Consider the following 20,184-nt stretch of genomic DNA (forward strand, 5'->3'; position numbering starts at 1 on the left):
TATTTGTCGATTGCCAAAATGCTTCTATTGAAAAAAGCACTGCCTAAAGCGGCAATGCCCGTTCTGTTACGACTGGCGGTCCGCATACACTTTCATCGCATCGCGCATAAAAGCAGCTAATCCCGTACCAAATCTATCAATATTTTTTGTAAACCGTTCATCTGCTACATACATTTCACCCAACCCAGCAAATGCCTCCGGCGAATAATGTCCCATCCGGTTCAGGAAGTGAAACCATTCCCCGATTGCCTCTTGCGCTTCTTCAGACGCAGGATCGACAGTTCGCAATTCGGCAAGCTTGGTGTAAATCCGATTCATTCCATCCTGCAGTTCCTCTTCTATACCTGCAATCCGTTCATTTGCCTGATCTACTGCTTCATTTCCCCATCGGTCACGCGCTTCCTGTTCATAAGGATTCGTTTTGAAATCAAATCCTCGGAACTTCTCTTCATTCGTCATTTTGATTTCTCCTTTCTCTGCCCGCAGCGTCTTGTCAATCGTTGCAATCATGGCATCCAACTGGCCGCGCTTCGCCACTAGCATCTCACGCTGCAGTTCAAATGCTTCCAGCCGGTCAAAAGATGGACGGTCGAGCAATTCCTTTATCTTCTTTAAAGGGAAACCAAGCTCACGGAAAAAAAGAATTTGCTGGAGCGTCGCCACATTATCATCCGAATACAGTCGATACCCGGCATCCGTCACGTCCTCCGGAACAAGCAGGCCAATTTCGTCGTAATGATGCAGCGTTCGCACACTGACCCCCGAGAGTTCTGCCACTTCCTTCACTTTCAATTTCCGTCGCCTCCCTTCCTTGTTTACAATAAAGTATGACGTTACGTAAGAGTCAATAGAGAAATCAATCTTTATTGTGATACCACTTTAAAAATGTCTCTTTTTCAATGACATTCAGAATACAAGCTTCTCCTACCTGCGCTTCCAAGTTCTTATGTTCTTCAGGATATTCCTTTTCCACATGACACTTCATATAAGGGAGCTTCTCTTGTGCCCTTTGTGAGCGCCCATTTTTCTTTTTCGCCCCTGCAAAAACAATATCTAAGTCAAGGTCTGTGAAGGCAGTATATAATATCTTCCGCTTAGCTGCTTCGTTGAATCCTTTTCCCCAATAGGGATATCCAATCCACGTACCGTTATGCCCTGTTTTCTTGACTGGATTTATTTCTTTCAGTGTAATCACGCCTATGACGTTTTCCTGAATATCCAGTATGACTCTCGAATATTGCTTCCCCTCGTTTTCCTGCTCCTGAATAAACGTTATAAAACCTTCCGTCCCCTCTCTGGATGTCTGCTCCACACTCAGCCCTAATGCATCCCGTATTTCTGGAACAGACGACAGCGTTGAGATCGCTTCAGCGTACTTCAATTGATGGGGCGCGAGTACAATCGTAACCATCTGGATCCCTCCATTTTTTATTCGAAATTTTCACTCGATCGGAACCCACACTTCCGTTTCATAGGGTTTTGACGGGTCAGGATGAATGTAACGCTCAAACCCGTAACTATAACGCATTTCAACATCCGGTGTTTGCATCAGTGTATCGAACATGGCCGGAATCATCTCGATTCCCCCTTCTACTGTTCCGACGATGAAGCGGCCGCCAGGCACTGTAAGGCTTGTCAGGCCCTCTACACCTTTCGTCCATTCGGCCTTAACACCTGCCAGGTAATGAAATTCTGTACCGTTGATAGCCATCGTGATGCCAAATGAATCATCTGCCGCTATCTCTTTGTCACACAACATAGCATTCAACTTGTCCCACAATGCAGAGATTTCCTCGACTGGCCCCTTTATTTCAAATCCCGATACAGTAAATCCTTCAATTGTTTCAATCCTTTTTTCCATCTTCCATTCCCCCTTTTTCTTTACTATACGGGAGGTAGTTTAGGAATTTCAATAAATTTCTTAATTATGGAACTTCCGTTATACTAGAGACGTAAAGAAGAAGACAAAGGAGGAATGATTTTGTTACAGACAACAACAAATGTATTGCAAGGTAAAACGATTGTGACCTATCACGGGATTGTATCAGGCGAGGCGATCATGGGAGCGAATATCGTCCGGGATTTGTTCGCCTCTGTCACAGATATCGTCGGAGGACGCAGTGCCGCCTATGAGGATAAACTTGCGGAAGGACGTCAAATTGCTTTGAACGAAATGGAGGAACGCGCCAGAAGATTAGGGGCTAACGCCATTATCGGGATTGATTTGGATTTTGAAACCGTTCGCGAAGGCATGATGATGTGTATCGCAACTGGGACGGCTGTGACGTATCAGGACGGTGAATAATAAATAGGGATAAGCAGCTTCTATACGGACTGCTTATCCCTTACTATTATTCATATCAAATAATCACTCAATCGGCATCCAAATTTCAATAACATCCTCCGTTGCCCCGACTGGATGGACGTATCGTTCAAAATCATAGCAATCCCGCAGCTGAATATCTTCCATCTGAATAATCGCATCGTACGTTGCTGGAATTCCCGGAATGCCACCCTCGACCTTTGCCACAATGAATCGGCCTGCCGGGATGACAACTTCATCTGATCCCGACAACTCTTGTGCCAAGTCTTCTTTCAGTCCGGCGATGTAGTGGATCGTATCGCCTTCCATCTTCAAACAAACACCGAACGATTCTTCTGCAACTACCTCATGCTGTTTAATGTCCTCATTCAAAATGGCCCATTTCGCCGGAATATTCGATACCGGTCCGATCACCTGATATCCTTTCACTGTAAATCCGCCACTTTCCACAATACGTGTTTCCATTTGATTGTCCCCCTTGGTCAGTTTCCGTTCAATCGCTTCCATTGTTCCTTGCAGTTCCTGAATTTCCAATTCAATTTGCTGTCTTCTCTCGCGTAATAACGAGTCCATTTGATCATCCCCTTCGCGTAAAATGTCGGCCAAGGAAACGCCAAAACTCCTCAACGTTCGAATACGGACAAGCTGTTGCTGCTCGTGCTGCGAATAAAAGCGGTAGCCCGAATCGGGATTGACAAATGCCGGCTGGATGAGCCCAATGTCCTCGTAATGTTTAATCGTCTTCACTGTCACCCCTACGAGCTTAGCTGTTTTTCCAATCGACAGCATACACACCCTCCTTTTATTCCACTCTAAACCTGTCTGTTAGGGACGAGTCAATTCGTTTCCGAAAATATTTTTCTCTAAATCGAACGTATAAATCACTTCTGCATACTCATTTTCTTTGTTCTCGCTGATAAAGCCGAACTTCTCATATAAATGGATGGCATGCAGATTGTCTTTTTCGACTGTCAAGGAAACTAGGCAACATGCGGGATGCCGCTCTTTTATAAACTTCACGATTTGTAGTAGTGCTATCTTTCCATATCCCTTGCCTTGGTGCCTCTTATCGATTTGAAATCCGCCAATCCAATAGTTGTCCTTGCTGTCAGGTGTGTAGGAAAGATAAAAAACACCAATGATCGTTTTATCTACTAAAAGAACATATGGATCTAACGCTTCATCCCAAGGCTTCAAATAAGCAAACGCCAAGCATTCAGCGACCGATGGGACGAACGACTTCTGGCTATCACATACCCCGATTGCCATAGCCTCTCCCCAATTTCTTTTCGTGATCGGCTCAATAGTAATAGCCCCCATGCTCCTCATCCCCTTTAAATGCGTCTACCCGATAGTCCGCTTCACTTTCCTTTTTGTCAAAAAGGCCAGTTTTGTTTCCGACAAGATGATAGCAGCTAAAATCAAAATCGCACCAATTCCCATGCGAAGTGTTAAAATTTCACCAAGTAGAATGACGGAAAACACCATGCCCCAGAACGATTCAGTTGATAAGATAATGGCGGCTTTCGTTTCAGAAATAAATTTCTGTGCAACCGTTTGTAATAAAAACGCGATAGTCGTTGAAAATACACCTAAATACAATAACGACGTGAGGGCTTCCGGCTGCATGTCAAACGATGTTTCTCCTCTAGCCAATACAACAACAAAACCAATGATGGCCGCAGTCCCCATTTGGACAATTGTCAAATGGATGGCATCTTCCTTCTTCACAAATCGAGAGGTGTAGAAGATATGGAACGCGAACGCAATTGCGCAACATAAGGAAAGAAAATCGCCGAGATTGATATCGGCTGACAGCTGCAAGGACAGTACAGCCACCCCAAGCATTGCCAAAACAGCGCCGCCCACTTCAAACAAATCGAGCTTCCTTTTATAAATCAACAGCCCGATAAACGGGACAATGACCACGTTAACTGCAGTCAAAAATGCATTTTTAGAAGGCGTCGTGTACTGCAATCCGACCGTTTGCAAAGCGAATGCAATGTAGAGGAACACACCTAAAATGGCCCCTTTCCAGAGAACGCTCTTTGAAATCTTTTTCAACTTGGGGAAAAACACAACGCCTAAAATAATGACCCCAATTAAAAACCGCCCTGCCAGTATTTGATAAGGGGTATATGATTCGAGCGCCATGGCACTCCCTACGAATCCGCTTCCCCAAATAATCGCTGTCAATAAAAGTCCTATTTCACCTATATACTTTTTCATCGAATCCCCCGCTACGTTTTTTGGATACAACCATTATATCGCATTGCCGCAAGGAAAAAGCATATGTTCGAAAGTTGTGCATTGTTTTGCTTTCATGGGAAATCCTAAGAACAACACCACTTAGGAGGAAATCCTCAATGAAAAAGACATACATGATGTTATTGCTGGCCGGAATGCTTTTATTGGCACTCCCTCAAACGTTGAAAGCGAACCAGAAAATCGAGTCCCAGACGATTCAAGATGCGTTTCTCACCACATTAGCCCCCTCGATTTCAGAAGGAATCATCCAACAATATGGTTACTTAAAATCATACCGACTGAATGATGCCTCGATCGTAAGCATGAAGCGCAACCAAAAGGAAGGGTTCGATTTTACTGTACAAGTGGAAATCAAAACCTTTGAGAACGCTGATAATCCACCTTATGGAACCGAAAAGATGACGTTTCAGATTCAAACGGACGGTGTTGCATTGGTTGAAGTGGAACATGAAGGAGATGAAGAAGAAAGGAAGGTCAATGAGTTTTACAAAGATGTTTTAATGGATATTACCCACTCCTTTCATCTGAATGTCTTGCCGTTCGAAAAATACACGTACCCTCAGCTGCAGTACCAAGCTGAACAAAATAATGATTTCAATACACTTCAAGCCATCGTAGAGGACATCGTCATTAACATTTTGAATCCCGGCATACAGCCTCCGAATAAAAATGTCATCCTGCCTGTTACCTATTTGAAAGAGACGGAAGGATATATTGTCTTTAAGAAATCCGATGGAACCAATATGCTATATGTACTGAAAAACGAAAATGGCCAGTGGCAGGTCGTCGACAAGAAGAGTGCAAAAGGTAAGAAGATGAAGGCGGATCTGCTTTGGTATATGTAAGGGACACGTTTTTGTTAACAAACAAGAAAGAGGCCGGCGCTGTTGGACAACGCCTGCCTCTTTTTCATTTCGTACATGTGAAGGATTGATTACTGTGTTGCACCTTTCCAGTTCGAAATGTCTTCCTCTAGTGGAATCTGTGCTCTTCTAGCCCGAATGGCCGCTGCAAAAAACAGTGCGACAATGAAGAAGGAAATGACACCTGCTCCAATGTATGCAACGTTCATCGGCAAGCCGAACCCAATGCTAGCGTTCAAAATATAGGTGTTTGTTGCCATGAGCATAAACGTCCCCGGAATAAGAGCAACCCAATAATTCTTGCCTGCAATAAACAAGTACATAGCTCCGACAAACAAAGCGATAACAGCAGTCGATTGGTTTGCCCATGAGAAGTAACGCCATAAGATATTGAAATTCACTTGTGTCAATGCTATAGAAATGACAAACATCGGAACTGCAATCCATAGACGGCTTATCATTTTTACTTGTGATATTTTAAAATAGTCCGCAATGATCATCCGTGCGCTTCGGAATGCCGTATCTCCTGAAGTAATCGGCAACACGATAACGCCTAGAACTGCCAGCGTACCACCAATTGCACCTAGCATCATGGTAGACGCTTCGCTGACGATCAAACCAGGTCCGCCTGCCGTCAACATTTCGTTCAACCCATTATAACCATTGAACAAGGACATGCCAGCTGCCGCCCATATCATGGCAATAATCGCTTCCGCGATCATCATGCCGTAAAAAATCTTGCGTCCTTGGCCTTCCTTTTGTGTTGTCCGAGAAATAATCGGCGATTGTGTCGCATGGAAACCAGACAACGCACCGCAAGATATTGTCAAAAACAATAGTGGAAAGATCGGCAAATTATCAGGATGCAAATTCGCAAGTGTCAATTCTGGAATATCAACACCCTTAATAATCATCATTCCACCGACTCCGACAGCACTAATGATAAGCAAAGCGCCGAAAATCGGATAAAGCCTTCCAATAATCTTGTCAACCGGCAAGAGAGTAGCGAAAATATAATACGCAAAAATTAACGTAACGATAATCCCCATCGCCATCCAGCCGTTCATCAGTGAGTACAGCAATCCGGCAGGAGCCGAAACGAACACGGTACCTACTAGAACTAACAAAAGAATAGCAAACGCATTGACAACGTGCTTCATGAACCCGCCGAGGAACTTCCCTGCCAGTTCTGGCAAATGCGCACCCCGGTTACGAATGGAAATCATTCCAGTCAAATAATCATGGACGGCTCCAGCAAAAATCGCGCCAAAGACGATCCAGATAAAAGCGACCGGCCCGTACAGCGCACCCATGATCGGTCCAAAGATCGGGCCGACTCCTGCAATGTTCAATAATTGAATGAGCGAGTTCTTTTTCGTGCTCATCGGAACATAATCGACCCCATCTCCACTCGTATACGCTGGTGTCGCACGGTCTTCCTTCACGCCGAACATTTTCTCGATAAATTTACCGTACGTGAAATAACCGACAATCAATAATAAAATACCAAATAAAAACGTCATCATACCTATCTTCCCCTTCCCCAAATGATAGCGGTTTCATTCAGTTTAGAGGAAATCTTCCTACAATAGGACATATTTTCATAAGATGCTTTGAAATCAGCGCAACATGCCAGAATGGTAGATTATCGTGTATTTCAGGTTAGTTCCAGACGATGCCGTAAATCCCGGACATAATTGCGGCTCACCGACAATTTCTCGGCACGCCCCTCGACTTCCAGCTGGTATGCCCCATTAAACCATGGCGTCAAACGCCTGACATGAAGCAAATTGACGAGATATCCTTTATGAATTCTAAAGAAGGAATAGGAGGACAACCGGCTTTCCAGCTCCTTGAGCGTCATCCTCACGTCATATTCCTTCTGTATTGTGATGATCTTCGTCAATTTCTCATCCCGGAACATGTATAAGATGTCTTGAATCGGAATGTAATCGATTTCTCCATCGAGTTCAATGGCCAGCTTCCCCAACCGCAAATCAGGACTCTCTTTTGGCATCAGCTTCTCTTGAATGCGGATAATCGTTTGTGTCACTTGTTCTTCCTCATACGGCTTCAATAAATAATCTACGGCGTTAATTCGGAACGCTTCCGCCGCAAACTGGGGATATGCCGTAGCGAATACAACAAGCGGCACTTTTTTCAATCCAAGCAACGCCTTGGCCGCTTCCATTCCGGACATTTTCGGCATTTCCACATCCAGGAACAGAACGTCCGGCTGGAGCTGAATCGCCTTCATGATCGCCACTTCCCCCGAATCCGCTTCGCCCACAATTTGGATGAATGCATGTTTCCCGAGTAAGTATGCGAGCTCCTCGCGCGCATACCGTTCATCATCAACTACAACAACACGAATCGTCCGGTTCATACGGCCACCCCCATCTTCGGTATTTGAAATGAAATTTCCGTCCCTTTGTCTTTTTCACTTCCGATATGCAGTGCAGACTGATTGCCAAACGTCATGAGCAATCGGCGGTTGACATTGTAGAGCCCCATGCCGGTACCCGAATCGGATTCCATCTTTTCTGCGCCAAGCAGCACTCGTCTTTCCTCCGCGATTCCCTTTCCATTGTCCTGCACGATAATATCTATGGCGTCTCCAACATCCCGGATGATCAACCGCACTACACTATTTCGCTCCATATCCCGGATGCCATGTTTTATCGCATTTTCCACGAGCGGCTGCAAGGTGAGCGGCGGCACCGTTTCTTGCAGTACGGCTGGATCTACATCAATGTGGACTTGCAGTTTGTCGATAAAACGCGCTTCCTCTATTTCCAGATACGCTTTCACATGGGCCAGCTCCTGTTCCAGCGTTACCTTTTCCATCGTGGTCCCCATCAAGTTTTGACGGAGAAAATAGGATAACGATGTGAGCAGGCGTCTTGCTTCATCAGGATTTGTACGGATAAGAGACACAATAATATTCATCGAATTAAATAAGAAATGCGGACTGATTTGCGCTTGCAACGCTTTGATTTCCGCTTCCTTCGCAAGCTGGTATGCCCGATCGGCCTCCGCAATGGCGAGCTGGTTGCTTAGCAGGGCGCTGAGTCCCGATATCAGTTCAATGCTCACATCCGTAATGGCTTTCGCCGAAGGATAATACAGCTTTAACGTACCGACTGTCTCATCGCGCAATTTCAGCGGTGCAATGACAGCCGCCCCAAGCGGACAATCTTCCCTCACACAATGAATGGACATTTCATCTGCCACGACAAGCTGCCCATGCCGGAGCACTTCCTTTGTAATATGCGTCTGCAATGGACTGTCCGTCTGATGATGGTCATCGGCAATTCCGACATGCGCCATGATCTCCGTACGATTTGTCATCGCCACTGCACTCGGCTGCAGTTCTCGGAACAAAATATTACAAACCGCCAATGCCGTCTCCGAATTCATCCCTTTTCGCAAGTGCCCCACGGTTTGATCGGCAATCCGCAAGGTTTTCTGCGCTTGCATCGCCGTCGCCTTCTCCTGGTCTCCAATGACATTGTAAACAATCAGCATGAACAAAGCCGTCCCGATACCGTTCGCCAGGATCATCGGCAATCCAATCGTTTGCACGAGTGACAGCGCTTTTTCAAATGGATCCGATATTAATAAAATCAAAACCATCTGGATCGTTTCCGCAAGTGCGCCGATAGCGAAAGCAGCGACTGGTTTTGTATGCTTGCCGCGCTTATAAAACGCACTGGCAAGCAAGCCGGAAATAATGGTAGACACTCCGCAGGAAATCGCAGTGAACCCGCCAAGTGACATCCGGTGTATGCCCGCAATCAAACCGGCCCCAACTCCTAATCGGTATCCCCCTAAAAGCCCTGCAACGACAATTCCAATAACCCGAGAATTGGCGATGGCCTCGTCCATCGTCAATTCAATAGAAACGCTGTTAAAATGCAAAGTTTGCGTATTGAAAGCGACACCAAAATAGGTGCCAATAATGCCAAAAAAACCGAAAAACAGGATGGCAGTCATCTCTTGTTTCCGGTCCAATCGATCTTGGTGCACCATATTTTTAAAAAACCGGAAACGTGTTAAGATGAACGCCACCGCCACAATCGTGCCGACCCGTTCCAACATAATGACTAGTAAATCCAACACGTTCATTCCCCCAGCCGTCCATTCGTTTGTACACCATTATACGTTACCACTGCTCCGTTATAAATCATTATTTTCAGTAAACTAGTGGAAGGGCTATCTCTATCCTTTCAATAAAAAGAAGCCGTTCACCTCAAAATGAGATGGCCGGCTTCTTCGGATTATTTTAGCTGGAGATCAACTTGGTCCCGCTTTTTCAATTGAGTCATCTGGAATGGGTTCAACAACCGATCCAGTTCTTCATTCGTCAACACCTCGTAATGAAGGCAAAGTTCCTTGATTGGCACGCCTGTTTCAAACGACTCCCGCGCGATTTTCGAGGACATTTCATAGCCGATGTACGGGCTGAGTGCAGTCAATGTACCGATGCTCTTCTCCACATACTCTTTCATCCGCTCCGCATTCGCAGTAATCCCGCTAATGCAATATTCCCGGAACACCTGGATTCCGTTCTTCATAATCGTCAGCGATTGCAAGAGATTATAGACGAGCACTGGCTCCATTACATTCAATTCGAATTGGCCCGCTTCGGAAGCCAAACTGATCGTATGATCGTTGCCGATTACTTGGAAAGCGATTTGGTTCAGCACCTCAGCCATAACCGGATTCACTTTCCCCGGCATGATCGAGGAACCTGGCTGTCTGGCTGGAAGATTAATTTCACTGAAGCCGGCTCTTGGACCTGATGCCATGAGACGCAAGTCGTTGGCCATTTTCGAAAGGTTAATCATACAGATTTTCAGCGCTGAAGATAGCTCCGTATAGACATCGGTATTTTGCGTCGAGTCAATCAGATTCCCAGCCGATTGCAAAGGCAATCCGCTGATGGAGCTCAATTGATCAACTACCATTTCGATATAATCCGCATTCGCATTCAACCCGGTACCGATGGCAGTCGCTCCCATATTAACGGAAGAAAGAAGTGGTTTCGTCCGCGCGATACGCTCAATATCCCGCTCGATGACACTGCGATAAGCGCCGAACTCTTGTCCCAGGCGAATCGGAACCGCATCCTGCAAATGAGTTCTTCCCATCTTAATGATGCCGTCAAATTCCTGCTCTTTCCCTTTCAGCTCATCCACGAGCTGATCCATCGCTTCCAACAGCTCGTTCACAAGACGTTGTGCCGCAATTTTGATAGCTGTCGGAAATGCATCATTTGTAGATTGAGACATATTCACATGGTTGTTCGGACTAACGATGCTGTAATCGCCTTTTGGCTGGCCCATGATCTCAAGCGCGCGGTTGGCAATGACTTCATTCGCATTCATGTTAAATGAAGTGCCAGCGCCCCCTTGAATCGGATCCACGATAAAATGATCCACCAATTTCCCCTCAATCACTTCATCCGCCGCTTGAACAATCGCCACGACCAATTCCTTCGGCAAATCATTAACAAAGTGATTGGAGATGGCTGCCGCTTTCTTCACCACGCCGATGGCACGGATCAACTCCGGATGCATGCGTTCCTTCGTAATCGGGAAGTTCTCCGTTGCCCGCATCGTTTGAATTCCGTAATACACATCATTCGGAATCTCTTTCTCCCCTAAAAAATCATGTTCGATACGTCCAGCTAGTTCACTCATTATCCTGTTCCTTCCTCTCGATCATCGCCAAAAAGGCATTCCTTCACTATAGATGTATGATGTCTGTCCAATTCAGGCATTATCCAAATGCTTTCAGTTGGCGCATGATAGTATGATTTTACTCACGCCGCCCTTGTCTTCGTCCCTTTATCGGATCTTCGACCGGACCGCGCAAAGTCACCCCTCTAATGGTACGCCTTTTATGTTAGCAATGCCATGCTTTTTCGAAGGAAAGTGTAAAAACCATATGATATTTTTTTGAGACAATCCTAACTGCAGCAAACGCGCGAGCCAAGTTTGGTTGATTGGATAATTTAGAAGATAAAGGCTAAATATATACCCTCTATCTTTTTCATATTTTATGTTCAATTCACTTCACTTCCCAACAATTTAAAATTATTATCACCAAACTTTTCTGTTGTAGTTGGTGTTGCTACTAGAAGTATTTTCTTTTTTATCCAATCCTCGCACTAGGTATTCACCTTTCATGTGAAGCTTTAATTGTCATCAAAAGTTTCCTCTAAATATTTCATTATCTCAATCCACTAAGATAAAACTTGAAAGGCATAAAGCCAATCAAGTTAAACTCCTTAAGATTCAAATGTCATTTTCTCAGGAAATATACTGCTTTCCTTAACTAGACATCTTGCCATTCTCTGAGCCGCTCTATCGAAGTAAAATTGACTTGAATGATTAGGATTATTAATCGGTTCTAGTTCGGAGAACATTCTAGTTTCTTTGTTTAATTCAATCTTTCCCATTATCTCTTCTTTTGGGCCGAATCTATAAACCACAACTGATTCATCTTCGTAGTCTTTTAAGAGTAAAACAAAAGCTCCCATTTTTAATCACCTCTAATATAGCCAGCTTAACAAAGTGTACGTACTAAAGAATTTATTAAAACATTTTATAGGGCTTACAGGTGTTGTGTCCCTATTCTCCAAATAACAAGTGACTTATTCGGCATTCCATCCATAAAAAATACCTTAAGGAGAGTAATAGCTCTGATTATTAATTAAAGTTATGCCATTTAATTTAGCATGGTGGTTTATACTTTTAAGCAACTTAATAGACAGACAAACTGTACGGTATTTCTCTGTGGTTATCAGGGAATAGGTTTCATTTAAAAAAAGCCTTAAAGGAGAAAGACCTTTAAGGCTTATTGGTCATGGAATTAGTTTGCTTAAAGCCGTATTCAGAGAAAATGAGTCGTCTGAAATTTCAACCAGGCAAGTGTCATCGTCAGTTGCTGATTCGTAACCTATTCGTATCTTTGGGACATTGTATTTCTCCTTTATTTTAGACAAATGTTCTAAAAGAGAAACACACTTGTTCCTGACTGTTCTTGCATCCCCTTGTAATAAACTGGAATCAGGGAAATTTATAACGATCTCGCCATCATTCTCGTTGAAAGAAAAAGTGATCACTACATCCTCTAAAACAATTCCTTGTCGTAATTCTTTAAGAACAATACTGCCTGTACCAGTTGGAGAAAGAATTTCAGCAATACTTTGAATTTGATAATATTCCCTGTCTTCCTCAATACGTTGATCATAAAAATGGGAGGACTTAATATCTGAATCTCTAAAAGACATATTTTCTCTAAAAAACTCATCGACATCTTGTTTACAAATATCCAAATATATTATCTCTATGTTCTCCATCTTTTTCTCTCCTCTACTGATCAATAAAGCCTTTAAAGGTTCCATCCATATTTAGTCTTACTCCACGCCCATCAGAAAGTTTCTTCTCAAGGAATTGTATTCCGTAAGGATTCGTGACTTTTGTGAATCCACCAGGAGCGTTAATAATCTCCTCAAGATGTTTCAGAGCAGATTGATTTATTTGATTTGGTCCACCTTTGACTTTTCCCCATATACCTGGATTTCTTCCGGCATGCTTTTGAAAAGCGTGACCAACTACTGTCTCTCCACCTTTTTTGGCGGCTGTTGCTGAGAAAATTATTGTGTCATTATTGACTTTAATAATGTTACCCTTCCCCTTAGTCCCTTCCAACCCACCAGTCTTCTTCGGCTCCTCTACCTTTTCAACCTTCTTAATCTTCCCTCCCATTGCTTTCCTGCTCAATTTATAAGTTTTTCGGCTACCCTTGAGGATCTTTCCGTAGGGAGTCAGGAAAAAGGCAGCGGTCGCTTTTTGCGTGAATGTTGTGTCATTGTATGATAGTTTTAACATCTTCATGGATCAGGAAGTCAAGGGCACCTTTAACTGCACCTAGCACGACTCCGCCAAACCCAGGCGGGATCATGCCGCCGTCAATAAATAAAAGGCCGTTTATTCGACTCTAATGAATAAGCTATTTGAATATCAATAGTTTATAGGATTTTTTCTAATTGTGAAATTATTGAAACATAAAATAAAAACCCCCTTGATTTATTAAAAGGGGGAGTAGTATTCCAAAACAACTTTTACCTTATTATAACGCTTGGAGTGTATGTCGTTAGTTTCTATTACATCATTTGGTGTAATAAACACATAATGTCCAGCTTGGTTTGGCTCATAAATACCAGAACTTTCTTGAAGAAACCAATTTATATACTCGGTGTTTGTTAATTTTCCAGATCACTCTAAACATTTCTAAACAAAAAACCTTGAAAGGCTTTAGCCCATCAAGGTATATGTTTAAAGTAACATTTTTATTTTTGACTATCCCTTTTCCATACACTTTCTCCGTCAGTTAAAAAAACTGCACTTGGGGGATCATCATAAATTGAAATTTCAACTAATGAACCTTTCTTTTGTATTAACCAATTATATAAACTACTTTCTTCACTAGTAGGATGCGCTAAAATATCAATTACTTGAAATGTAACTGCATAATATTCGGAATAATTCACATCAACGTCATCCAACCCATTGTCTGTTTCAAAGAGTGTGTCTGGTTCACCAATAATCTTTAATCCACTATCCCACTCTATTATCAAGTCCCTATCTTTATACTCTTTTAACGCTTTTATTAACGGATCATATTCCATGTATATCCTCCTCTTATTACCTCTGTAATGGTTCTGAAGGCACTATATGCGCTCCGTCTTTTCCGAAATGAATCATTCCTCTAGTAGTTTCAAGGTATTCACCAGTATCACGATCACAGTATTTTCCAATCGGTTTACCAAAGTCTACTCTTTCTTTTTTACCGTTTGGCAGTAGTTGACCTTTCCCTGCAAACTTATCAAGCAATTCTTATGCTGTTTTATTAGCACCACAAACAAAAAAGAAACCTTGAAAGGCATCATACCAATCAAGGTCTGTAATTCATTTTAAAAGTTTATATATTTATTTCCAACTTTCTCTTTAACTGGGGTTGCCGCATTTTTAATTTTATGAATAAACTCATTTCTGTCTATTTCTTTAGTAAACCCTTTAAATTCAAAGTTATTAGCTTCATTTTCATACAATGCATCATATATACTTTGTATTTCTTCAAACATATTATTAATTTCTGTATCATTTTTAAGTTCCTCAACTAAATCATTTTCTACCAATTCATCATGTTCGTTATACACCCACATCGGAAAACATTTGTATTCTAATAATATTTTTATTTTTCCCACTCTCAAACTCCTTATGGTAATGATGTTGGATTATCACCCACTCTTACTCCTCAATGTCTTTACAGGTTGTGTGGTTAGATAATAAAGAAACCTTGAAAGGCAGGTACAATATAGTTTTTATAGATTTGCAGTCACATCTAAAGTTTTAAATGTTGATGGTGCATTTGCTTTAGAAGCATATAATTGAGGACTTTCCAAATTTGACATATTGAATATTTCACCATTTTTTAAGTCTATGAATTTTTTCAATCCCGCTATTAATTCTTTATAGTCAATTTTTGTATATATCTCAATAGGTAACGTGATTATTATATGTGAATATTTTAATCTATTCGTCCTACATATATATGCATTATAATCATAAGCAGCTGTTTCAAAATTATCCGGAAGACTATATATAGATAACGATGAAATTTCTTCTTTATTTTCAATTGCACTCAATAAGTTCTTTTCTTCTCTTCTTATAGGAGAAATTTTGCTACTTTTAACTGATCTACTAGAAACCGCCATATAATTCGGAACCAAATTTATTGCCTTAATAAAATTTAATACATAGTTATAAAATTCTAACCATTTATTAGAATCTAAGCAATCAATTTTACCATATAGTACTATTGATGTTGTTAACCTTTCAACCATTATATAACCTCATCTTTCATTATTTTTGTAGAAAAACTTGTAAGTATTTATCAAAAAAACCTTGAAGACAGTAAGCATTCAAGATTTATATACAGTCCTATTCCTCCAATTTTACATTGGTACATACTACTGACAACCACGGTTTCGAGTAATCAGCGGTAAAAATTCCTAAATGTTGTTGCTCGACTGAACTCCCTGTCAGTTCTTTAAAAAGAACAATCGTAAAGAGACTTTCTTTGTTTACTGAATCGAGGCATAAGGGAATTTCGCCGCTAATTTGGAAATCAACTTTTTGGCAGCCTTCAAAAATAATCTTCAATATTCTTGTAGTATCATACCCATCCTGAATATCCCAATAATAATCAACATTAACTATCAGGTCCATTAGGTTGTCAGACCATCTCACTTCAGTAACCACGCTATCCGTAAGGTCGAAATTTTTAATAATCTCTTGGAAGCTTGCAGCCAACACTTTCTCTCACCTACTTTTTAAAAAAAGAAATGCGTCGCGTCTCTTAATTCTTGCCTTTTAATTCTTCACCATTTATAAAACCTTGAAAGGCATCAAACCAATCAAGGTCTGTAATTTATTTTAAAAGTTTAATTTTTTTTCGATTATATATTTATTTCCAACTTTCTCTCTAACTAGGGTTGTCGCATTTTCAATTTTATGAATAAACTCATTTCTGTCTATTTCGTTAGTAAACCCTTTAAACTCAAAGTTAATAGCATCATCTTCATACAATCCATCATATATACTTTGTATTTCTACAAACATATTATCAATCTCAGCATCATTTTTAAGTTCCTCAACTAAATCATTTTCTACCAATTCATCATGTTCGTTATACACCCACATCGGAAAACATTTGTATTCTAAAAATATTTTGATTTTTTTCATTTTCAAACTCCTTATGGTAATGATGTTGGATTAGCACCCACAATAAACCCATTATTCCCTACAGTAATAGCGACTCTTTGTTTTTGGCCATTGAATACCACTTCGTATATTGGTCTCCCTTGTCCCCGACCTTGATATCCAACAACTTTACCCTCACTTAATGCTTTCATTAACAAATCTGGTATATCATTAGTTTTTATTCCCTTTGCTGCAAATTCATCTGCGTGTCTCATTACATGATAAAAACCTGCTTTTGAGTTTCCTTTTTCAAGCCATACTAATTTACCATTAGAAGTTTTAGTTACAGCCAATACATCAGCAGGATTATGTTTAACTCCACTTTCCGATAATTCCCTCAATAAATTCGATGGTTTTAAATTGCCATTTTCTATATCCTTAGTCCCTTCCAACCCACCAGTCTTTTTCGGCTCCTCCACCTTTTCAACCTTCTTAATCTTCCCGTCCATTGCTTTCCTGCTCAATTTATAAGTTTTTTGGCTACCCTTGAGGATCTTTCCGTGGGGAGTCAGGAAAAAGACAGCGGTCGCTTTTTGCGTGAATGTTGTATCCTTGTCTATGATGGTTTCAACATCTTCAAGGAACCAGAAGTCAAGGGCGCCTTTAACTGCACCTAGCACGAATCCGCCAAACCCAGGTGGTATCATCCCCCCACCGAACATAGGCTCCACTGGACCTTTGACTGCGCGAAAGTCCATGACGGGATCGCCGTCTGTCGCATAGGCTTGCCGGTTCAGTCCAACATTTTCTGATGGAGAATACTTGGCCATTTCAGCGTAAAGCTTCTCCAGTTCCTCTTTGTCACGGACTTTTTCCATCTCGTTGATTGTCGCTTCGAGGTCTTTTCCTAGCTGTTCCTTCGACTTTGATCCAGTCATGACACTGGCCAGCACATTGCCTCTGTAAGCCATGTCCGTCTGTAGGAGGTTTTTGGCGAGCAGCTCGGCCCATTGCCCCGTGTCGTAGTGAATATCGGACGTGTTTTCTGTAAATAGGCTGGATGCGTCCGCAATCCAGCGTTCCATCACTTGTAGATGGTTGTCGATGGCTATTAGTGCATTGGTTTGCTCTGAATCAAATGTATTTAGCTCCGTGACTGTATTATCGCGTTTTCGCTTCGCTGTGTAAATGCCGTCCTGTACATTGCTGTCGTCCAGATGCGGCAAGGCAACGATGTCGGCCACTTTGTTCATGATTTGATTCGCTTCGTCTGTCAGACTTGCGGTGATTCGGGCTATTTCATCCAGGCCCTGCTCCACTTCCCCTTCTAGAAAGCTCTCTTGGATCCATCCTGAAGGATGTGGTTCCAATGTAGTTAATGCAGCAGTCATTCGTTCCAGTACATTCACGAAGTCACTCTGCATCATATGGAAGAGCTGGATGAACGGCAAATGCACTTCATCATAGAACGAACGAATGGCTTGGCCGCCTTCTCCTTTAAATGCTTCATCTAACGCTACAAATGTCTCGATTGTTGTTTCGATTGCTTTCATTTCAGTTTCGAGCCGATTCAACGCACTCAGCATATTTCGCAATCCTTCTTGAAACGGTTGGACTGCCAGTATTTTCACTTTTCCCTCACCCCTATTTCATCACGGAAACCACTTCTCACACCCTCCAGGCGTTTCAATAAATTACTTGTATTTCCATCTGTACTTCTAAAAAAACAGGATGCCTAGGCATCCTGCCAGAGTGTAGACAAAGTTGATTTTAACTTTGTCTACACTTTTGTAATTGCTTTTTCGACTAATTAGCACACACCTCAGCCTGGCTTGAAAACGCTTGCCATTGAAGAAGGCAGTCTCAGAGCGCGACGTCCTGTCGCGACGACTGCAGACCTGCATCCATGCAGGCCCGCGAAGGCGAGCGAAGACTCGAATAGAACTAAAGTTCATGAGAGGACGAGCGAGCCGAGCAACAACGTATGAAAGCGTTTGTCAACAGGCTGACAGGATGCCTAGGCATCCTGCTATTTGGTTTATTTGAAGAATGGAATAAAGTACTCCAACAGAAGGATTATGGCGACAATCGCAATAATTTGGATTGCAGTTACGTGCCATTTTGTCTTTTTGTCCTTTTCCCACACATAATTGTTGAGGAAGACTACTGCTGCGATGACTAATGTTAATTGAATAGGACCCATTCTCCGCCTCCTACTGGAAACTGTTTGTTACCCCTTAAACTTTTTGGTAGTGACTTCTCCATCCGGGGTTATGACAAAGCGAACCCGATGTGGCCAATTCTTTCCTTCATCTTCACTAAGATATAAAATGACCTCTTTCGTCCCGATTGAAGGTACCGTCGTGCCAATAATTTCTCCCCATACTGGCACTTTCTTTTGGATTTCATAGGATGCGACCCCTTTGCCGATTGATCCCGCGTGAGGTAATGGCACTTTCTTATTAAATAGATCAACGGCTTTAGTCGAGCCGGGTATTTTCCCTAACACTTTGAATATACCTGCCGTTCCATAGAAATTAGCTACTGCTTCTGCGGATTTAGCAGAGTAGTAATTGAAGCGTCCCATCTCGGCTCCCTGTGTATAATACTGTAAATCCGGATTGTCTTTAAAAATGATGAGCTTTCCGTCTTTCACCATATAGTTGACATCATGTCCGTATAGATCCAGTTTGTCCGGCCGCACGCCGAGCGAATCGTAATTGATTGGCGCTCCTTTACTGACGACATGATTTCCATGTTCTCGTTTCCATATAATATTTCCTTCTGCCAGCTCTTCCAACGGTTTATCCGTTACTGCCATTCGTTCTTCGATGGACGAACGGTCCGACACCTTCAGCATTTCTTTTAAGTCTTCCAGCTTGAAATAGCCATTGCCTTCTTGTTCCTTCGTTTCTCCACTGGCCAGCTTCCCTCCGACCGGAGTTGTTCTATGATCCATAACGGTTTGCAAGGGTGTCGTGGAGGCATATTTAGCCCACTGTTCTGTAGGGAAGGACACATCGGTTAAGTTCTCTTCCATTAATCCTTGAATATCCGCTAGCCAAAGTTCCATTGTCAGCAAATCGGATTCAACACTCGTTAACGATTCAGTTTGTGTCCTATCAAAAGCATTCAAGTCGGCGATTGTCTGGTCTCTTCGCTTCTTCGAATTTCCGATGCCTGTCTGGACGTCGCTGTCATTTAATTGGGGTAAGGTGACAATGTCAGAAACCTTCGCAATAATTGCATTCGCTTCCTCTGTCAGACTCGCAGTCACCCTTGAAATTTCAGACAGTCCCTCTTCCACCTCTCCCAACAAAAAGCTTTCTTGAATATAGCCGTCCGGATTTGGTTCAAGCGCTTCGAGTGCACCTTTTATTTGGGAAAGGACGCTATAGAAATTGCTTTTGAAGAGTTGCATGAACTGAAGGAACGGCAGATGACATTCCTTGTAAAAGGATCGGATTGCACTGCCACCCTTCCCTTTTAACTCTTCTTCCAGCCCCACAAGTTTTTGGATCGTCTCATCTATTTTCTTCATTTCCCCTTCGAGACGATCGAGCATTTCCTTATTGTTTTCAAGCCCTTCTGATAAGGTGCTGACCTTGAGGATTTTCATTCGATCGCTCCCTTCAGACCCATTGCACTTCCTGCCGCGGCAATCCCCTTCCCGATTGTTTCGTCGGCGGCCTGCAGGAATTGAACTGAGTTCTCCGTTGTTTCTACATTTTTCAGCAGCAGCGTTTGGTAATTGGTCAGGAGTGTCTCCAATTTCGTTTGCAATTCAGTTAGTTTCGTTACGACATCCATTTGGTTTTGAGAGATGGCAGGTACGGCTGTAGGATCCAGCCCGTCTGTCGCCCCTTGGATTTCACCCAGTTTGCTTTCAACCTCTTCATAGACAATTTTCATTTCCGTCATGAGAAAGCCTCCTCTGTAGAACGTTCATCTA

Annotated in this window: 25 protein-coding genes; 2 read left to right on the forward strand and 23 right to left on the reverse strand. The window is 42.4% G+C overall.

All coding sequences use genetic code 11. The features are described from left to right. Positions 1 to 66 precede the first annotated feature (66 nt). The 3 genes from ACSW3C_RS06705 to ACSW3C_RS06715 are packed head-to-tail and all read right to left on the reverse strand — an operon-like array spanning position 67 to position 1,861. Complete coding sequence (locus ACSW3C_RS06705; RefSeq protein WP_486562108.1) at positions 67 to 822, reverse strand: MerR family transcriptional regulator; 756 nt, start codon at positions 820 to 822, stop codon at positions 67 to 69. Between the two features lie 34 nt (positions 823 to 856). Then, a complete protein-coding gene (locus tag ACSW3C_RS06710) occupies positions 857 to 1,411 on the reverse strand; it encodes a GNAT family N-acetyltransferase (RefSeq protein WP_486561690.1) in 555 nt (184 codons plus the stop codon). Between the two features lie 30 nt (positions 1,412 to 1,441). Continuing rightward, on the reverse strand, positions 1,442 to 1,861 hold the full coding sequence (locus tag ACSW3C_RS06715) for a GyrI-like domain-containing protein (protein WP_486561691.1): 420 nt from the start codon (positions 1,859 to 1,861) through the stop codon (positions 1,442 to 1,444). A 120-nt stretch (positions 1,862 to 1,981) separates the two neighbouring features. Between ACSW3C_RS06715 and ACSW3C_RS06720 the strand changes: the two genes are divergently transcribed. After that, positions 1,982 to 2,305, forward strand: coding sequence for a YbjQ family protein (locus tag ACSW3C_RS06720; RefSeq protein ID WP_238079346.1), 324 nt, complete (start codon positions 1,982 to 1,984; stop codon positions 2,303 to 2,305). 63 nt (positions 2,306 to 2,368) lie between these two features. Here the strand turns inward: ACSW3C_RS06720 and ACSW3C_RS06725 are convergent, their stop codons facing one another. The 3 genes from ACSW3C_RS06725 to ACSW3C_RS06735 are packed head-to-tail and all read right to left on the reverse strand — an operon-like array spanning position 2,369 to position 4,552. Continuing rightward, positions 2,369 to 3,112, reverse strand: coding sequence for a MerR family transcriptional regulator (locus ACSW3C_RS06725; protein WP_486561692.1), 744 nt, complete (start codon positions 3,110 to 3,112; stop codon positions 2,369 to 2,371). 36 nt (positions 3,113 to 3,148) lie between these two features. Further along, positions 3,149 to 3,643 carry a GNAT family N-acetyltransferase gene (locus tag ACSW3C_RS06730; RefSeq protein WP_486561693.1) on the reverse strand — a complete coding sequence of 165 codons (495 nt, stop codon included), beginning with the start codon at positions 3,641 to 3,643 and terminating at the stop codon, positions 3,149 to 3,151. A 24-nt stretch (positions 3,644 to 3,667) separates the two neighbouring features. Beyond that, positions 3,668 to 4,552 (reverse strand): DMT family transporter, encoded by an 885-nt coding sequence (locus ACSW3C_RS06735; RefSeq protein WP_238079349.1) that lies wholly within the window; start codon positions 4,550 to 4,552, stop codon positions 3,668 to 3,670. 137 nt (positions 4,553 to 4,689) lie between these two features. Between ACSW3C_RS06735 and ACSW3C_RS06740 the strand changes: the two genes are divergently transcribed. Next, on the forward strand, positions 4,690 to 5,436 hold the full coding sequence (locus ACSW3C_RS06740; RefSeq protein ID WP_238079350.1) for a DUF3888 domain-containing protein: 747 nt from the start codon (positions 4,690 to 4,692) through the stop codon (positions 5,434 to 5,436). 89 nt (positions 5,437 to 5,525) lie between these two features. On the opposite strand, the gene ACSW3C_RS06745 is transcribed toward ACSW3C_RS06740, so the two are convergent. The 17 genes from ACSW3C_RS06745 to ACSW3C_RS06825 all read right to left on the reverse strand — a co-directional run bounded on the left by ACSW3C_RS06745 (position 5,526) and on the right by ACSW3C_RS06825 (position 20,153). Next, on the reverse strand, positions 5,526 to 6,980 hold the full coding sequence (locus ACSW3C_RS06745; RefSeq protein WP_486561694.1) for a carbon starvation CstA family protein: 1,455 nt from the start codon (positions 6,978 to 6,980) through the stop codon (positions 5,526 to 5,528). A 131-nt stretch (positions 6,981 to 7,111) separates the two neighbouring features. Continuing rightward, positions 7,112 to 7,840, reverse strand: a complete 729-nt coding sequence (locus ACSW3C_RS06750; RefSeq protein ID WP_486561695.1) for a LytR/AlgR family response regulator transcription factor — start codon at positions 7,838 to 7,840, stop codon at positions 7,112 to 7,114. Beyond that, complete coding sequence (locus ACSW3C_RS06755; protein ID WP_486561696.1) at positions 7,837 to 9,576, reverse strand: LytS/YhcK type 5TM receptor domain-containing protein; 1,740 nt, start codon at positions 9,574 to 9,576, stop codon at positions 7,837 to 7,839. Before ACSW3C_RS06755 ends, ACSW3C_RS06750 begins: the two co-directional genes overlap by 4 nt. A gap of 158 nt (positions 9,577 to 9,734) precedes the next feature. Beyond that, a complete protein-coding gene (gene aspA / locus ACSW3C_RS06760) occupies positions 9,735 to 11,159 on the reverse strand; it encodes an aspartate ammonia-lyase (protein WP_486561697.1) in 1,425 nt (474 codons plus the stop codon). 590 nt (positions 11,160 to 11,749) lie between these two features. After that, a complete protein-coding gene (locus ACSW3C_RS06765) occupies positions 11,750 to 12,001 on the reverse strand; it encodes a hypothetical protein (protein WP_486561698.1) in 252 nt (83 codons plus the stop codon). Between the two features lie 324 nt (positions 12,002 to 12,325). Continuing rightward, on the reverse strand, positions 12,326 to 12,823 hold the full coding sequence (locus ACSW3C_RS06770) for a hypothetical protein (protein ID WP_486561699.1): 498 nt from the start codon (positions 12,821 to 12,823) through the stop codon (positions 12,326 to 12,328). Positions 12,824 to 12,836: 13 nt separating this feature from the next. After that, positions 12,837 to 13,232, reverse strand: coding sequence for a hypothetical protein (locus tag ACSW3C_RS06775; RefSeq protein WP_486561700.1), 396 nt, complete (start codon positions 13,230 to 13,232; stop codon positions 12,837 to 12,839). Positions 13,233 to 13,816: 584 nt separating this feature from the next. Next, positions 13,817 to 14,155 carry a hypothetical protein gene (locus ACSW3C_RS06780; protein WP_486561701.1) on the reverse strand — a complete coding sequence of 113 codons (339 nt, stop codon included), beginning with the start codon at positions 14,153 to 14,155 and terminating at the stop codon, positions 13,817 to 13,819. Positions 14,156 to 14,171: 16 nt separating this feature from the next. Next, positions 14,172 to 14,360 carry a polymorphic toxin type 50 domain-containing protein gene (locus ACSW3C_RS06785; protein WP_486561702.1) on the reverse strand — a complete coding sequence of 63 codons (189 nt, stop codon included), beginning with the start codon at positions 14,358 to 14,360 and terminating at the stop codon, positions 14,172 to 14,174. 80 nt (positions 14,361 to 14,440) lie between these two features. Then, positions 14,441 to 14,734, reverse strand: a complete 294-nt coding sequence (locus ACSW3C_RS06790; RefSeq protein ID WP_486561703.1) for a hypothetical protein — start codon at positions 14,732 to 14,734, stop codon at positions 14,441 to 14,443. Between the two features lie 117 nt (positions 14,735 to 14,851). Continuing rightward, positions 14,852 to 15,373 carry a hypothetical protein gene (locus ACSW3C_RS06795; RefSeq protein WP_486561704.1) on the reverse strand — a complete coding sequence of 174 codons (522 nt, stop codon included), beginning with the start codon at positions 15,371 to 15,373 and terminating at the stop codon, positions 14,852 to 14,854. 97 nt (positions 15,374 to 15,470) lie between these two features. Beyond that, positions 15,471 to 15,845: a hypothetical protein gene (locus ACSW3C_RS06800; protein WP_486561705.1), complete on the reverse strand. Its 375-nt coding sequence runs from the start codon at positions 15,843 to 15,845 to the stop codon at positions 15,471 to 15,473. 120 nt (positions 15,846 to 15,965) lie between these two features. Continuing rightward, positions 15,966 to 16,274, reverse strand: a complete 309-nt coding sequence (locus ACSW3C_RS06805) for a hypothetical protein (RefSeq protein ID WP_486561706.1) — start codon at positions 16,272 to 16,274, stop codon at positions 15,966 to 15,968. Positions 16,275 to 16,285: 11 nt separating this feature from the next. Then, positions 16,286 to 17,863 (reverse strand): ribonuclease YeeF family protein, encoded by a 1,578-nt coding sequence (locus ACSW3C_RS06810; protein ID WP_486561707.1) that lies wholly within the window; start codon positions 17,861 to 17,863, stop codon positions 16,286 to 16,288. 407 nt (positions 17,864 to 18,270) lie between these two features. Further along, positions 18,271 to 18,435 carry a hypothetical protein gene (locus tag ACSW3C_RS06815; protein ID WP_486561708.1) on the reverse strand — a complete coding sequence of 55 codons (165 nt, stop codon included), beginning with the start codon at positions 18,433 to 18,435 and terminating at the stop codon, positions 18,271 to 18,273. 27 nt (positions 18,436 to 18,462) lie between these two features. Further along, positions 18,463 to 19,851: a ribonuclease YeeF family protein gene (locus ACSW3C_RS06820; protein WP_486561709.1), complete on the reverse strand. Its 1,389-nt coding sequence runs from the start codon at positions 19,849 to 19,851 to the stop codon at positions 18,463 to 18,465. Continuing rightward, positions 19,848 to 20,153 (reverse strand): YwqI/YxiC family protein, encoded by a 306-nt coding sequence (locus ACSW3C_RS06825; RefSeq protein WP_486561710.1) that lies wholly within the window; start codon positions 20,151 to 20,153, stop codon positions 19,848 to 19,850. The genes ACSW3C_RS06820 and ACSW3C_RS06825 overlap by 4 nt, the downstream gene beginning before the upstream one ends. Positions 20,154 to 20,184 lie beyond the last annotated feature (31 nt).

Source organism: Sporosarcina sp. AD_1 (genome assembly GCF_057373025.1).

What these genes read in the sequence shown, in the direction of transcription:
- ACSW3C_RS06710 (WP_486561690.1), bottom strand. Translation starts at nt 1,411, where the DNA reads ATGGTTACGATTGTACTCGCGCCCCATCAATTGAAGTACGCTGAAGCG.
- ACSW3C_RS06715 (WP_486561691.1), bottom strand. Translation starts at nt 1,861, where the DNA reads ATGGAAAAAAGGATTGAAACAATTGAAGGATTTACTGTATCGGGATTT.
- ACSW3C_RS06725 (WP_486561692.1), bottom strand. Translation starts at nt 3,112, where the DNA reads ATGCTGTCGATTGGAAAAACAGCTAAGCTCGTAGGGGTGACAGTGAAG.
- ACSW3C_RS06730 (WP_486561693.1), bottom strand. Translation starts at nt 3,643, where the DNA reads ATGGGGGCTATTACTATTGAGCCGATCACGAAAAGAAATTGGGGAGAG.
- ACSW3C_RS06735 (WP_238079349.1), bottom strand. Translation starts at nt 4,552, where the DNA reads ATGAAAAAGTATATAGGTGAAATAGGACTTTTATTGACAGCGATTATT.
- ACSW3C_RS06740 (WP_238079350.1), top strand. Translation starts at nt 4,690, where the DNA reads ATGAAAAAGACATACATGATGTTATTGCTGGCCGGAATGCTTTTATTG.
- ACSW3C_RS06745 (WP_486561694.1), bottom strand. Translation starts at nt 6,980, where the DNA reads ATGATGACGTTTTTATTTGGTATTTTATTATTGATTGTCGGTTATTTC.
- ACSW3C_RS06750 (WP_486561695.1), bottom strand. Translation starts at nt 7,840, where the DNA reads ATGAACCGGACGATTCGTGTTGTTGTAGTTGATGATGAACGGTATGCG.
- aspA (WP_486561697.1), bottom strand. Translation starts at nt 11,159, where the DNA reads ATGAGTGAACTAGCTGGACGTATCGAACATGATTTTTTAGGGGAGAAA.
- ACSW3C_RS06765 (WP_486561698.1), bottom strand. Translation starts at nt 12,001, where the DNA reads ATGGGAGCTTTTGTTTTACTCTTAAAAGACTACGAAGATGAATCAGTT.
- ACSW3C_RS06770 (WP_486561699.1), bottom strand. Translation starts at nt 12,823, where the DNA reads ATGGAGAACATAGAGATAATATATTTGGATATTTGTAAACAAGATGTC.
- ACSW3C_RS06775 (WP_486561700.1), bottom strand. Translation starts at nt 13,232, where the DNA reads ATGGGAGGGAAGATTAAGAAGGTTGAAAAGGTAGAGGAGCCGAAGAAG.
- ACSW3C_RS06780 (WP_486561701.1), bottom strand. Translation starts at nt 14,155, where the DNA reads ATGGAATATGATCCGTTAATAAAAGCGTTAAAAGAGTATAAAGATAGG.
- ACSW3C_RS06795 (WP_486561704.1), bottom strand. Translation starts at nt 15,373, where the DNA reads ATGGTTGAAAGGTTAACAACATCAATAGTACTATATGGTAAAATTGAT.
- ACSW3C_RS06805 (WP_486561706.1), bottom strand. Translation starts at nt 16,274, where the DNA reads ATGAAAAAAATCAAAATATTTTTAGAATACAAATGTTTTCCGATGTGG.
- ACSW3C_RS06815 (WP_486561708.1), bottom strand. Translation starts at nt 18,435, where the DNA reads ATGGGTCCTATTCAATTAACATTAGTCATCGCAGCAGTAGTCTTCCTC.
- ACSW3C_RS06820 (WP_486561709.1), bottom strand. Translation starts at nt 19,851, where the DNA reads ATGAAAATCCTCAAGGTCAGCACCTTATCAGAAGGGCTTGAAAACAAT.
- ACSW3C_RS06825 (WP_486561710.1), bottom strand. Translation starts at nt 20,153, where the DNA reads ATGACGGAAATGAAAATTGTCTATGAAGAGGTTGAAAGCAAACTGGGT.